Below are 13,852 nucleotides of genomic sequence, written 5' to 3' on the forward strand. Positions count from 1 at the left end.
CCGAGATCGACCGAGACCTCCACTCCCGAGGAGCGGCAATGCGGACAGGCATCATCGGCACCGGGCGGATCGGCTCGACCCTGGCCAGGATCCTCGTGGCGGCAGGCCACCGGGTCGTCCTCGCCAATGCCCGGGGCCCGCGGACCCTCGACCCGCTCGTGGCCGAGCTGGGACGGGCCGCCTCGGCGGCGCACCCCGCCGAGGCGGCCGACCGGGCCGAACTCCTGGTGCTGATGGTGCCCTTCGAACGCGTCCGCGGACTGCTCCCGCCGTACGCCGTGCAGGACAAGGTGCTGGTGGACGCCACCAACGCCTTCGGCGGCCCCGGCGGCGCGCCCGCCGACCTCGGCGGACGCGGCTCCAGCGACCTGGTCGCCGAGTGGTACCCCGACGCCCAGGTCGTCAAATCCCTGAACACCATGCATTTCGAAACCCTCGCCGTCGCCGGTACCACGACCGCACCCGGAGAACGCCTGGCGCATTTCACCGCGGGCGACGACGTGAAATCGAAGGAAATCGTCGCGGGAATCATCTCGGATCTGGGATTCGCACCCGTGGACACCGGCCCGTTGCACTCCGGAGGAATTCTCCAACAGCCCGGCGGGCCCCTTTTCAACCGGCCGCTCACGGAAGCGCAGGCGCTGGCATGGATATCACACTGAAGGTGAACGGAAGACCCGAGCAGTTCTCGGCGCAGCCGAACGAACTGCTCGTGGAACGGCTCCGCGACGGCCTCGGGCTGACCGGCACCAAGGTCGGCTGCGACACCGGCCAGTGCGGCACCTGCGTCGTCCGCCTCGACGGCAGGTCCGTCAAGAGCTGCCTGGTCCTCACCGCCTCCGCCGCCGGCGGCGAGGTGGCCACCATCGAGGGCGAGACCACCCGCGGCGGCGAACTGTCCGGCCTCCAGGAGGCACTGCGCCAGGAGCACGGCACCCAGTGCGGCTTCTGCACCCCCGGCATGGTCATGGCCCTCGGTGAACTCGTCGACGCCACCGCCGGCGGCGAGGCCCCCACCGAACCAGAGATCCGCGAATGGCTCACCGGCAACCTGTGCCGGTGCACCGGCTACCACAGCGTCGTACGGGGCGTGCAGCGCGCCTGCGCGGCCGCCCGCGCCGAGGCGCCCGCCACCGTGCCCGCCACCGTGCCCGAGCCCGCCGCCGTCGCCGCTTCCACCGCAGCCGGACAGGAGGTGTGAGGGACATGACCGCAGTGACGGGGGAGGCCCCGGCCACGGGGAGCGGAGTCCTCGGACAGCCGCTGGACAGCCGCGAGGACCCGCAGCTGCTGCGTGGCGAGGCCACGTACGTGGCGGACATCGACCTGCCGGGCACCGCCCACATGGCCATCCTGGGCAGCCCGGTGGCGCACGCCAAGATCCTCTCCATCGAGACCAAGGCCGCCGAGCAGCTGCCCGGCGTGCTCAAGGTGGCCACCGCCGCCGACTTCACCGACGTCATGCCGCTGCCCTGCATCTGGATCCCCGGCGGCGTCGAGAGCCACTTCCCGCCCCACCCCTACGGACTTCCCGGCGCCCGCCCGGTCCTCACCGGCGACACCGTCCGGCACGTGGGCGACCCCATCGCCGTGGTCGTCGCCGAGACCCCGCGCCAGGCCACCGCGGCGCTCGCCGCCATCGCCGTCGAGTACGAACCGCTGCCCGTCGTCACCCGCGCCGACGAGGCGCTCGCCGAGGGCGCGCCCCAGCTGCACGAGGCCGTCCCGGGCAACCTGAACGCGTACTGGACCTGCGGCGACAAGGACCGCACCGACGCGGCCATCGCCGAGGCCGAGGTCACCGTCGAGCTCGACCTGGTCAACCAGCGCACCATCAACAGCCCCATCGAGCCCCGCGGCGCGGTCGGCGACCACAACGCGGCCACCGGCGAGTACACGCTCTACGCCTCCACCCAGGGCCCGCACAACCACCGCTTCCTGCTCTCGGCGCTGGTCCTCGGCATCCCCTTCAACAAGCTCCGGGTGATCGCCCCGACCGTCGGCGGCAGCTTCGGCACCAAGGGCTACCTGTACCCGGACATGGCGCTGGTGCTGCTGCTGTCCAAGGAGCTCGGCCGGCCCGTGAAGTGGGTGGACACCCGCACCGGGCTGATGAACTCCACCGTCCAGGGCCGCGACCACCGCCAGCACGTCACCCTCGCCGGCACCCGCGACGGCCGGATCACCGCCGTCCGCTGCACCAGCTACGCCAACCTCGGCGCCTACCCCTCCACCATCGGCCCCGGCGTCGCCACCGCCCTGATGGGCCGCTCCATCAGCGGCATGTACGACATCGACGCCGCCTTCTGCGAGGTGTACGCCGCCTTCACCAACACCGTCTCGCTCGGCGCCCAGCGCGGCAGCGGACGCGCCGAGGCAGCCTTCCTCATGGAGCGCCTCGTCGACCGGTACGCCTCCGAGATCGGCATGGACCCGGCGGCCGTCCGCCGCAAGAACCTGGTGCCGAAGGAGAAGTTCCCGTACGACAACGGCCTCGGCTGGACCTACGACTCGGGGAACTACCAGCTCAACTTCGACAAGGCCATCGAGCTGTCGGGCTACGCCGACATGCCCGCCCGCAAGGCCGAGGCCCGCACCCGCGGCAAGCGGCTCGGCGTCGGCCTCGCCACCTACGTCGCGATCTGCGGGGTCGGCCCCTCGACCCGGATGTCCCAGGAGGGCATGCTCGGCGGCACCTGGGAGAGCGCGAACATCCGCGTCCACCCGACCGGCGAGGTCACCGTCACCGTGGGCTCCGCCTCCACCGGCCAGAGCCACGGCACGGTCTTCGCCCAGGTCGCCGCCGACGAACTCGGCATCGACCCGGACACCGTCCAGGTCCTGGAGGGGGACACGCAGAAGGCCCCGTACGGGCAGGGCACCTACGGGTCCCGCTCCTACAGCATGGCCGCGCCCGCCGTCGCCCTCACCGCCCGCAAGATCAAGAGCAAGCTGATCCGGGCCGGCGCCGTCTTCCTCGGCGTTCCCGAGGACAAGGTCGTCTACGAGGGCGGCCGGGTGTACGAGGACGGCAACGAGCGGAACACCAAGACCTTCGCCGAGCTGGCGATGTCCATGTGGTACGGCTGGGGGCTGCCGGCGGAGATCGAACCCGCCCTCGACGAGACCACCCACTTCGACCCGCCGGACTTCAACTACCCCTTCGGGACGCACGTGGCGGTCGTCGAGGTCGACGAACTGACCGGCGAGACCGAGGTGGTGTCCTACACCGCCGTCGACGACGCCGGCCACATCGGCAACCCCAAGATCGTCCTCGGCCAGATCGAGGGCAGCATCACGCACGGCCTCGGCCAAGCCCTGATGGAGGCCGCCGTCTACGACGAGCAGGGCCTGCTCGTCAGCTCCGACCTCACCTCGTACGCCTTGCCGCGCGCCGCCGACGTGCCGTTCTTCACGCTCGACAAGACCGTCACGCCCAGCCCGCACAACCCGCTCGGCGCCAAGGGCGCCGGCGAGATCGCCACCGTCCCGCCCGCCGCGGCCGTCGTCAACGCCGTCGTCGACGCCCTGGCCGACCTGGGCGTCCAGCACATCGACATGCCCCTCACCCCCGAGAAGGTCTGGCGCCGCCTGAGAGGGGAAGCCCAGTGATCCTCACCGAGTTCGACTACGTCCGGCCCGCAGACCTCGACGAGGCGCTGGCCCTGCTGTCCGGGACGCGCGGCGCCCGGATCCTGGCCGGCGGCCAGAGCCTGCTGCCCGACCTGCGCTCCGGAGCCGACCGGGCCGCGCTCCTGGTCGACATCCGGCGGCTGGCGGAGCTGCGCTCCGTCACGCGCACCCCCGACGGCACCCGGCTGCGGATCGGGGCCCTCACCACGCTCGCCGAGCTCGCCGCCGACCCGCTGGTGCTCGCCGAGGCCCCGGAACTGGCCGCCGCGGCCCGCGCCAACGGTGACCCCCAGGTCCGCAACCTCGGCACCGTCGGCGGCAACCTCGTCGCCGCCGGACGGGCCACCGACCTACCGGTCGCCGCCATGGCCGCCGACGCCGTGGTCGAACTGGCCGGCCCCGGCGGGCGGACCACCCTCGCGGCGGAGGAGCTCGCGGCCGGTCCCGCACCCGCCGACGCGGTCCTCACCGCCCTGCTGGTGCCGGCCGCCGGCCCGGCCGCCGCGTTCGAGAAGACCGCCGACCGCGCCACCCGCTACCCGGTGTGCGCCACCGCCGTACGGATCACCCCCGGCGGGCCCCGCATCGCCGTCACCGGGGCCACCTCCCGGCCCTTGCGGCTGCGCGGGGTCGAGGACCGCCTGCGCGGGGGCCCGTACCGCACGGAGGCCGTGCTCGCGGCCTTCCGCGCCGAACCCAGGGAACTGTTCGTCCCCGGGCGCGGCACCTCGGCCGAGTACCTCGGCCATCTCGTGGGGGTCCTCACGGCCCGAGCCTTGCAGAGGGCCGAGCAGGCTCTCGCCCGATAGCCCGACACGGGCACACCACGGGGCCCGCCACGGGCCCCATCACGGGGGAGTGGAGTGACGCAGTGGCCGACACGTCCGAGACGACCACAGGGGTAACGGTGCAGCGGGCCGCGCACGCGGCCGGCGCGCCCAGAGGCTCCGGCTTCTGGGTGGTGGGAGCGGTCCTCGTCCTGCTGATGCTCTCCTCCTCCGTGCCCTCCGCCCTCTACGTGCTCTACCAGCAGGAGTGGGGACTGTCCTCCGGCACCATCACGGTGGTCTTCGCCCTCTACGCGGTCACCGTGCTGGCCGGACTCCTGCTGTTCGGCTCCCTCTCCGACACCCTGGGCCGCCGCCCGGTCCTGGGCGGCGCCCTGATCCTGGCCATGGTCTCCATGGTCCTGTTCGCCGCGGCCCAGGGCCTGGGACTGCTGCTCGCCGCCCGTGCCGTCCAAGGGCTCGCCGTCGGCCTGGCCACCGGGGCGATGGGAGCCGCCCTGCTGGAACTCAGCCCCACGACCAGACCCGCGCTCGGCGCCCAGGTCAACAGCGCCGGCCCCACCGTGGGCATCGGGCTCGGCGGGATCGGGGCCGGACTCCTCGTCCAGTTCGCGCCCGCCCCGACGGTGCTGAGCTACCTGCTGCTGGTCGGCGCCTTCGCCGTGACCCTGGTGGGGGTGGCCCGGATGCGGGAGAGCGCCCCGGGCGCCGGCGGCCGCTTCCGGGTGGTCCCGCACCGGATCCGGATACCGGCGGACGCCCGGGGCCGCTTCGCCGTCCTCGTCCTGACCATCGTCGCCGTCTGGTCGGTGGGCGGCTTCTACCTCTCGCTCGGCCCGCACCTGGCGCTGTCCCTGCTGCGGTCCACCAACTACCTGGTCGGCGGGGCAACGGTCGCCCTGCTCGCGGGCGCCGCCACCGCCGCTCAGCTCATGCTCGGCCGCACCGAGGCGCTGCGCACCGCCGTGCTCGGCCTGCTCGGTCTCCTCGCCGGACTCGGCCTGGTGCTGCTCTCGTTGGGGATCCGCTCGGCCGTCGTGTTCCTCGTGGCCACGGCGGTCCTCGGCAGCGGCTGGGGCGCGGCCTTCCTCGGTTCCTTCCGTGCGCTGAGCGCCCTCGCACGGCCGGCGCACCGCGGTGAACTGACCGCCGCCGTATACGTCTTCGCGTACCTCGCGATGAGCGTGCCGGCGGTCCTCGCCGGGATGCTGACCAACATCCACGGGCTGCACCGCACCTCGGTCGGCTTCATGGCCGCCGTGGCCGGCGTGTGCGCGCTGGCCCTGCTGGCCACCCTGCGACTGGCCGCCCGTACCCGGGCCGAGGGGAGTGCGGCGTGAACGCGGCGGACATGAAGGACCCGGAGCTACGGGCGGCCCTGCGCGAGGTGGAGATCTTCGCCGGGATCACCGACGAGCAGCTGGACTGGCTGGTCTCGGTGTCCGAGCCCCGGATCCTGGCCGACGGTGACGTCCTCTTCCGGGACGGCGAGGAGGCCACCGGCTTCCACGTCCTGCTCGCCGGCGGGCTGGTCGTCACCAAGGTCGTCGACGGCCGGGAGGAGGTGCTCACCCGGCACTCCACCGAGGAGGAGAGCGCCGCAGCCGAGGAGCACGACGGCAAACCCTCGGCCGCCCACCGGTTCACCGGCGAACTGCCCCTGCTGACCGACGGCTCCTACGTGGCCACCGCGGCCGCCAGCGGCCCGTCGACCACGGTGGTGGCCTATCCGAAGCCGGTCTTCTTCGAGATGCTGACCCGCTGCCACGGGGTGGCCGCCGTACTGATCCCCGTACTGGCCTGGCGCATCAAGTCCTCCGAGGTCCAGGCCCGCAAGCGGGCCACCGTGGAGGCGCTCGGCACCCTGGCCGCCGGGCTCGCCCACGAGCTGAACAACCCGGCCGCCGCGGTGGCCCGGGCGGCTCAGGAACTGGCCCCCGCCCTGGAGCGGCTCACCCGTACCGCCCAGGCCTGGGGCGCGGCCGCCACGGGCGCGGAGCGCTCGCTCCTCGACCGGGTCGCCGCCGAACTGGACGAGCTGCCGCCGCCGGCGACCACCGACCCGTTCGCCCAGGCCGACGCCGAGGAGGAGATCGCCGACTGGGCCGAGGAGGCGGGCACCGAACGCCCCGGCCTGCTCGGATCCGGGGTCGCGGACCTGGGACTGGAACTGGGCTGGCTGCGGGAGCGGCTGGCCGGCGTGGGGGAGTCGGCCCTCGCCCCGGCCCTGGACCACCTGGCGGCGCTGCTGGAGATCCGCTCGCTCGCGGCGGAGCTGCGGGCGGCGGGCCCCCGGATCTCCCAGCTCGTCTCCGCCACCCGCGATTACGCCAACCTCGACCGGGCGCCCGAACAGCGCTTCCCGGTGACCGACGGACTGGAGAACACGCTGGTCGTCCTGCGTGCCAAGCTCGCCGGCATCAGCATCGTGCGTGAGTACGAGTCCGGACTGCCCGAACTGACGGGCTATCCCAGCGAGTTGAATCAGGTGTGGACCAACCTGGTCGACAACGCTGCGGAGGCCATGGAGGGCTCCGGCGTCCTGACCCTGCGTGCCCGTGCCGAGGGCGTCTGCATGGTCGTGGAGGTCGCCGACACCGGCCGCGGCATCCCGGCGGAATCCCTGCCGCGGATCTTCGAACCCTTCTACACCACCAAGGACGTGGGCAAGGGAACGGGCCTGGGGCTGCACCTCAGCTACCGCATCGTGACCCAGCGCCACCACGGGTCGATCGCCGCCCGCTCGCGTCCCGGTGAGACCCGGATGGTGGTGCGGCTGCCCTTCGCCGGCAGCGCCCAATCCTGCGCCTCACCTGCGACAACACCCGAAACGGCACCCATCGTGGGCACCTCTCCCAGTTGAAACGGAGTCGACATGGCCAACTACGACATCTCCAAGCTGCACCCGGTGTTCGTCCGCCAGATGGAGGCGCTGGCCGCCCTGGACATCGAGGCGGTGATGAAGAACTACACCGACGACGCCGTGCTCCTGCGCTTCGAGGGGGTCTCGGTCGGCATCGAAGCGGTTCGCGAGACGTTCACCGGCTATCTCACGGTGAAGCCCACGCTCGTCGAACTCCAGGAGTACATCGAGACCGAGGACACCATCTTCTATCGGGCGATCATGAGCCTGAACGGTGAACCGGAGCACGCGTTCGGGACGCTTGTCGTCCGCGATGGCCGAATCTGGCGCCAGACCGCCGGATTCGGCAGCTGACGGCCGGAATCTGGGTAGCGTGTGCGGGGAGGGCGCCGCAGCGCCCTCCCCGTATGTGTGGGCCGGCCGCGGACGGCCGCCGAGTCGCATATATGCGAGGCGTGGTAAAGGGGAGGTCATGGAAAACGAAACCGGTCGGATCGAGGCATTCAGTGACGGCGTATTCGCCATCATCATCACGATCCTCGTTCTGGAATTAAAGGTTCCGGAAGAAACCGGGTCGGACTTCTGGCACGGAGTCCGGGAACAGTGGCCGCATTACGCCGCCTATGTGGTGAGTTTCCTCATCATCGGCGTCATGTGGGTGAATCACCACACCATCTTCAGCCACCTCAAGCGGGTCGACCGTCCGCTGTTGTTCCTGAATCTGATGGTGCTCATGGTGGTGTCGGTGATTCCGTACACCACCAACGTCCTGGCCGAGCACCTCACCGAGGAGGGCGACTCCGCCAGCCCGGCCGCGGTCCTCTACAGCGGCGTCACCGTGGCCTACGCCCTGGCGTTCCTGGCCTTCTGGTGGTACGTCACCCGGGTCGGTCACCTCTTCCACGAGCAGGTCGACAAGGAGGGCGCACGCGCCACACGGGTGCGCTTCGGCCTCGGCGCCATCGCCTACCCCCTCACCGTCCTGCTGGCCTTCTACTCCGCACCACTCACACTTGTCGCCCACTTTCTGATCGCGATCTACTATGCGGCGAACCAGATCCCCATCCCCCTCGTGGTAGAGGAAGAGCGGCTCGAAACTGCCAGCGACCTCAGGAAGTAGCCGCCGGGGCCTACGGCCGTTCTATGCGGTCAAGTAGGGTATTGGATCTAGCTGGTCGCGGGGGAGGCCCAGATGGCTCGCGTAGTCCTGCCGGAGGATTCCACGACGGAAATCTCCGAATTGATCGACGTCCTGATCTCTCTTCTCTTCGAATCATTACCCCGGCGGGACCAGCGAAACTGGGCCCGCGTTTATCTGAACGGCCTGGTGCGGACCGCCGGGAAGAAAACAATTCGTAACATCGCCGGAACAGGGGCCAGTTCCGTCGAGCAGAGCCTCCAGCAGTTCATCAGCAAGTCCCCCTGGGACTGGACCCCGGTCCGCCGCTCCCTCGCCCAGCACCTCGAACGCACCGCGCAGCGCCCCCTGGCCTGGGTGCTCCAACCCATGGTCATAGAGAAGGCGGGGGACCGCTCCGTCGGCGTCGGCCGGCAGTTCGTCCCCCAGCTCGGCCGCACCGCCAACTGCCAACAGGCGAGCGGGATCTGGCTCGCCTCCAGCGAGGCCAGCTTCCCGGTCGAGTGGACCCTCACCCTCCCCGGGCCCTGGACCAACGAACTCCTGCGCCGCCGCCGCGCCGGCATCCCCGACACGGCACGCTCCCTCACCCCCGCCCAGGACGCCGTACACGCCGTCCAGCGGATGGCCGCCGGCTGGCAACTCCAGCGCCGGCCCGTGGTGATGGAGGTCGCCAACGGCGATCTCCCGCAGAGCATCGAGTCCTTCACCCTCCAGGACATCCCCTTCGTCTTCAAGGTCGACGGCTCACTGCCCGTCTCCTTCGGCGGCGCCGGCCGCCACAAGCCCGGACCGCACACCGCCCCCGCCCGTGAGCTCATCGACTCCCTGCGCTCCCAGCGCCGCGTCGTCGAATGGACCCGCCACGGCCGCGCCGAGGGCGCCGTGACCCTGCTGACCTCGGCCTCGATCTTCGCCACCCCCTGCGAGGACCGCCCCGTACCCGCGCCGCCCACCCCGCTGCTGCTGGTCGGAGCCTGGACCGAAGCCGCCCTGCTGCCCTCCGAGTTCTGGATCACCAACATCGGAGACCGGCCGCTCGCCCAGCTGTTCCTGCTCGCCAAGCTCACCGACCGCGTCTCCCTCGACTTCGCCGAGACCTGCGAACCCGTGGGCATCCGGGACTTCGAGGGCCGTTCCTTCCGCGGCTGGCACCACCACGCCACCCTCGCCAGCGTCGCCCACGCCGCGAAGCTGCTCGGCGCGCGCCCGCGGCTCCCCGACGGCTACCCCGGCCCCACCCGGTCGGCCGCCGCCACCGTCGTACCGCCCCGACAGGCCACGGCCCGGCCGGCGACCCCGGCCGTCCTGCCGCCGCGCCCGCACCTGCCCGGACAGACCCCACGCCGCGAATACATCCGCTGATGCTCGACATCGCCGAGCAGCTACGCGCGTGGTGCGCCGCGCAGCGGGAATTCGCGCTGGCCACCGTCGTCGCCGTCACTGGGAGCGCTCCCCGCGGCCCCGGCGCCTCCCTCGCCGTCGACGCCGAGGGCACCGCGCTCGGCTCCATCTCCGGAGGCTGCGTGGAGTCCGCCGTGCACGCGCTGTGCCTCGACGCCATCGCCTCCGGCGAAGGCGGCCTGCACCGCTTCGGCTACAGCGACGACGACGCCTTCGCCGTGGGCCTGACCTGCGGCGGAGTCCTCGACGTCCTCGTCACCCCGGTGCGCGGGCTCGACCCGGTCCGACCCGTGCTCGGCTCGGTCCTCGACGCCGCCGCCGGGGGCACCCGGGCCGCGCTCGCCCGGGTCGTCTCCGGACCACCGCCCCAACTGGGTCGGGCGCTCGCCGTCCACGCCGACGGCTCCTACGAGGGCGGGCTCGCCGGCGGCCCCGACCTGGACCGGGCCGCCGCCCGCCGGGTACGGGCGCTGCTGCTGGCCGGACGCACCGGCACCGCCGAGCTCGGCACCGCCGGCGGGCTCTGCGGCCGGCCCCTGACCCTGCTCGTCGAATCGGCCGCCGAACCGCCCCGGCTGCTGGTCTACGGGGCCATCGACTTCGCCGCGGCCCTCGCCCGGATCGGCGCCTTCCTCGGCCACCGGGTCACCGTGTGCGACGCCCGGCCCGTCTTCGCGACCCCGGCCCGCTTCCCCGACGCCGACGAGGTGATCGTCGACTGGCCGCACCGGCACCTGGCCGCCGAGTGGGCCGCGGGCCGCCTGGACTCCCGTACCGCTGTCTGCGTCCTCACCCACGACGCCAAATTCGACATACCGCTGCTCGAACTGGCCCTGCGCCTGCCCCTGGGGTACGTGGGCGCCATGGGATCGCGGCGCACCCACGCCGAACGCGAGAGACGGTTGCGGGCCGAGGGCGTCACGGACGCCGCCCTGGCCCGCTTGCGCTCACCCATCGGACTCGACCTCGGCGGCGCCACCCCGGAGGAGACCGCGCTGGCCATAGCCGCCGAGTTCACGGCCGTCCGACACGGCGGATCGGTACTCCCGCTGGCCCGCCGCCACGGCCCCGTCCACCGCCGGGCACGGCCCTACGGGACCAAGGTCCCGTAGGAAAGGACCACCCGGCCCGGTATGTCCTGGACGATCAGCCCGGGCGGCGTGAACGCCAGGTCGTGGGAGAATGAAGTACGTGCGTTTCCTCGGCTGTCCTGCCGGGGCGTAGACGGATCCTTCGATCGACTGGGATGTTCAGCACGTGCGTTTCCTCAATGACCTGAAGCCGCCGTACGACCTGACGTACGACGATGTGTTCATGGTGCCGAGCCGCTCCGCGGTCGGTTCCCGTCAGGGTGTCGACCTGTCCTCGCCCGACGGCACCGGCACCACCATTCCCCTCGTCGTGGCCAACATGACCGCCATCGCGGGCCGCCGGATGGCCGAGACGGTCGCCCGCCGCGGCGGAATCGTCGTCATCCCGCAGGACATCCCGATCGAGGTCGTCACCGACGTCATCTCCTGGGTGAAGACCCGCCACCTCGTCCTCGACACCCCGATCACGCTGGCGCCCAGCCAGACGGTCGCCGACGCCCTGTCCCTGCTGCCCAAGCGCGCCCACGGCGCCGGTGTCGTCCTCGACGCCGAGGGCCGCCCGGTCGGCGTCGTCACCGAGCACGACCTGACCGGCGTCGACCGCTTCACCCAGCTCTCCGAGGTCATGTCGAAGGAGCTGCTGCTCATCGACGCCGACATGGACCCCCGCGAGGCCTTCAACCAGCTCGACGCCGGCCACCGCAAGCTGGCCCCGGCCGTCGACAAGGACGGCAAGCTCGTCGGCATCCTCACCCGCAAGGGCGCCCTGCGCGCGACGCTCTACACCCCCGCCACCGACGCGAACGGCAAGCTGCGCATCGCGGCCGCCGTCGGCATCAACGGCGACTTCGTGGCCAAGGCCAAGCAGCTGCTCGACGCGGGCGTGGACACGCTCGTCATCGACACCGCACACGGCCACCAGGAGTCGATGATCAACGCGATCAAGGCCATCCGCGCCCTGGACCCGCAGGTCCCGATCGTAGCCGGCAACATCGTCGCCGCCGAGGGCGTCAAGGACCTCATCGACGCCGGCGCGGACATCATCAAGGTCGGTGTGGGCCCCGGCGCCATGTGCACCACCCGCATGATGACCGGCGTCGGCCGCCCGCAGTTCTCCGCGGTGCTGGAGTGCGCGGCCGAGGCCAAGAAGTACGGCAAGCACGTGTGGGCCGACGGCGGTGTGCGGCACCCCCGCGACGTGGCGATGGCGCTCGCCGCCGGCGCTTCCAACGTGATGATCGGCTCCTGGTTCGCCGGTACGTACGAGTCCCCGGGCGACCTCCAGCAGTCCGCCGACGGGCGCCTCTACAAGGAGTCCTTCGGCATGGCCTCCGCCCGCGCGGTGCAGAACCGCACGAGCGAGGAGTCGGCCTACGACCGCGCCCGCAAGGGCCTGTTCGAGGAGGGCATCTCCACCTCGCGCATGTTCCTCGACCCGGCCCGCCCGGGCGTCGAGGACCTGATCGACTCGATCATCGCGGGCGTCCGCTCCTCCTGCACCTACGCCGGTGCCGGCTCCCTCGCGGAGTTCGAGGAGAAGGCCGTGGTCGGCATCCAGTCCGCCGCCGGCTACGCCGAGGGCAAGCCGCTGCACGCCAGCTGGAGCTAGAGCTGGATCCGGTACCGTCCCGCGACCCCGGACCGTCCTTGAGGGACGGTCCGGGGTCGCGGGCGTTCCCGGGGCGGGGCTCCGCCCGCCCTCAGGGCCGGGGAGGACGCTGTCCCGAGGGCGAACTGTGCACCCCCACCCGGTACTTCGGGATGCGCAAGGTGACCTTCATGCCGGCCCCGACGCCCGTCTCCATCACCGGACCGTAATCGTCCCCGTACACCTGCCGGATCCGCTCGTCGACATTGGGCAGCCCGATCCCGGAGGAACCCCCGTGCTCCCCGGCCAGGATCCGGCGCAGCAGGGCCGGATCCATCCCGACCCCGTTGTCCTCCACCGTGATCACCGCCTCCGCGCCCGCGTCCCGCGCCGTGATCGTGATCCTGCACTCCTCGGTGGAGTCCTCCAACCCGTGCTTGACGGCGTTCTCCACCAGGGGCTGCAGGCACAGGAACGGCAGCGCCACCGGCAGCACCTCCGGCGCCACCTGCAAGGTCACCTTCAACCGGTCGCCGAACCGGGCACCGGCCAGCGCCAGATACTGCTGGACCGACCGCAACTCGTCGGCGAGCGTGGTGAAATCACCGTGCCGCCGGAAGGAGTACCGGGTGAAGTCCGCGAACTCCAGCAGCAGCTCCCGGGCCCGCTCCGGATCCGTCCGGACGAACGAGGCGATCGCGGCCAGCGAGTTGAAGATGAAATGCGGGGAGATCTGTGCCCGCAACGCCTTGATCTCCGCCTCCATCAGCCGGGTCCGCGACCGGTCCAGCTCGGACAGCTCCAGCTGCACCGACACCCACCGCGCGACCTCCGTCGCGGCCCGCACCAGCACCGCGGACTCCCGCGAGCCGTACGCCACCAGCGCGCCCAGCACCCCGTCCTCACCGGTCAGCGGGGCCACCACCGCCCACTTCAGCGGACAGTCCGGCCGCTGGCACTCGGTCCGCACGCTCTGGCTGCGGCCCGACGCCAGCATCACCGCCACCCGGGCCATCGCCCGCCGCTGATGATGGTCCGCGCCCGGACCGTCCCAGGCCAGCACCGACTCCCGGTCGGTGAGGCACAGCGCCTCCGTGCCCAGCAGCGACCGCAGCCGCCGGGCCGCCTTGCGGGCGGCGTCCTCGGTCAGCCCGGCGCGCAGCGGCGGAGCGGCCAGCGAAGCCGTGTGCAGGGTGTGGAAGGTGGCCCGCTCCACCGGGGTCCCCAGATCCATGCCGGCCGCCCGCTCCCCGTGCCGGGCGTGCCGCATGCCCGCCGCCCAGCCCACGCCCAGCAGCAGCACCGCGCCCGCCACCGCCAGCACGGCCACGACCGCCGGGGCCACCC

General features: G+C 72.0%; 12 protein-coding genes. 11 read left to right on the plus strand and 1 reads right to left on the minus strand.

From position 1 onward, the window contains the following. Positions 1-38 precede the first annotated feature (38 nt). From ACWG52_RS30520 to ACWG52_RS30570, 11 genes are all read left to right on the plus strand, one after another. The gene (locus ACWG52_RS30520) at positions 39-662 is read left to right on the plus strand and encodes an NADPH-dependent F420 reductase (RefSeq protein ID WP_389812748.1); all 624 of its coding nucleotides are present in this window, start codon (positions 39-41) and stop codon (positions 660-662) included. Next, complete coding sequence (locus ACWG52_RS30525; RefSeq protein ID WP_389812744.1) at positions 647-1,201, plus strand: (2Fe-2S)-binding protein; 555 nt, start codon at positions 647-649, stop codon at positions 1,199-1,201. The genes ACWG52_RS30520 and ACWG52_RS30525 overlap by 16 nt, the downstream gene beginning before the upstream one ends. Before the next feature lie 5 nt (positions 1,202-1,206). Next, the gene (locus tag ACWG52_RS30530) at positions 1,207-3,612 is read left to right on the plus strand and encodes a xanthine dehydrogenase family protein molybdopterin-binding subunit (protein WP_390167904.1); all 2,406 of its coding nucleotides are present in this window, start codon (positions 1,207-1,209) and stop codon (positions 3,610-3,612) included. Continuing rightward, complete coding sequence (locus ACWG52_RS30535) at positions 3,609-4,442, plus strand: FAD binding domain-containing protein (protein WP_389812738.1); 834 nt, start codon at positions 3,609-3,611, stop codon at positions 4,440-4,442. Before ACWG52_RS30530 ends, ACWG52_RS30535 begins: the two co-directional genes overlap by 4 nt. A 62-nt stretch (positions 4,443-4,504) precedes the next feature. After that, positions 4,505-5,761, plus strand: coding sequence for an MFS transporter (locus ACWG52_RS30540; protein WP_389812735.1), 1,257 nt, complete (start codon positions 4,505-4,507; stop codon positions 5,759-5,761). Continuing rightward, on the plus strand, positions 5,758-7,284 hold the full coding sequence (locus ACWG52_RS30545) for an ATP-binding protein (RefSeq protein ID WP_453126495.1): 1,527 nt from the start codon (positions 5,758-5,760) through the stop codon (positions 7,282-7,284). Before ACWG52_RS30540 ends, ACWG52_RS30545 begins: the two co-directional genes overlap by 4 nt. Positions 7,285-7,296: 12 nt before the next feature. Beyond that, positions 7,297-7,638: a nuclear transport factor 2 family protein gene (locus ACWG52_RS30550; RefSeq protein WP_033226107.1), complete on the plus strand. Its 342-nt coding sequence runs from the start codon at positions 7,297-7,299 to the stop codon at positions 7,636-7,638. Between the two features lie 118 nt (positions 7,639-7,756). After that, positions 7,757-8,404: a TMEM175 family protein gene (locus ACWG52_RS30555; RefSeq protein WP_389812729.1), complete on the plus strand. Its 648-nt coding sequence runs from the start codon at positions 7,757-7,759 to the stop codon at positions 8,402-8,404. A gap of 72 nt (positions 8,405-8,476) precedes the next feature. Further along, complete coding sequence (locus ACWG52_RS30560) at positions 8,477-9,787, plus strand: IS701 family transposase (RefSeq protein ID WP_390140452.1); 1,311 nt, start codon at positions 8,477-8,479, stop codon at positions 9,785-9,787. Further along, positions 9,787-10,938: an XdhC family protein gene (locus tag ACWG52_RS30565; protein ID WP_453126497.1), complete on the plus strand. Its 1,152-nt coding sequence runs from the start codon at positions 9,787-9,789 to the stop codon at positions 10,936-10,938. The genes ACWG52_RS30560 and ACWG52_RS30565 overlap by 1 nt, the downstream gene beginning before the upstream one ends. Before the next feature lie 145 nt (positions 10,939-11,083). Then, positions 11,084-12,526, plus strand: coding sequence for a GuaB1 family IMP dehydrogenase-related protein (locus tag ACWG52_RS30570; RefSeq protein WP_389812723.1), 1,443 nt, complete (start codon positions 11,084-11,086; stop codon positions 12,524-12,526). Positions 12,527-12,617: 91 nt separating this feature from the next. Here ACWG52_RS30570 and ACWG52_RS30575 read toward each other — a convergent pair whose 3' ends face one another. Continuing rightward, entirely contained in the window at positions 12,618-13,850 is a 1,233-nt protein-coding gene (locus ACWG52_RS30575; protein ID WP_389813210.1) for a sensor histidine kinase, read from the minus strand. Positions 13,851-13,852: the final 2 nt, after the last annotated feature.

This window comes from Streptomyces sp. CLCI03, from assembly GCF_053615355.1.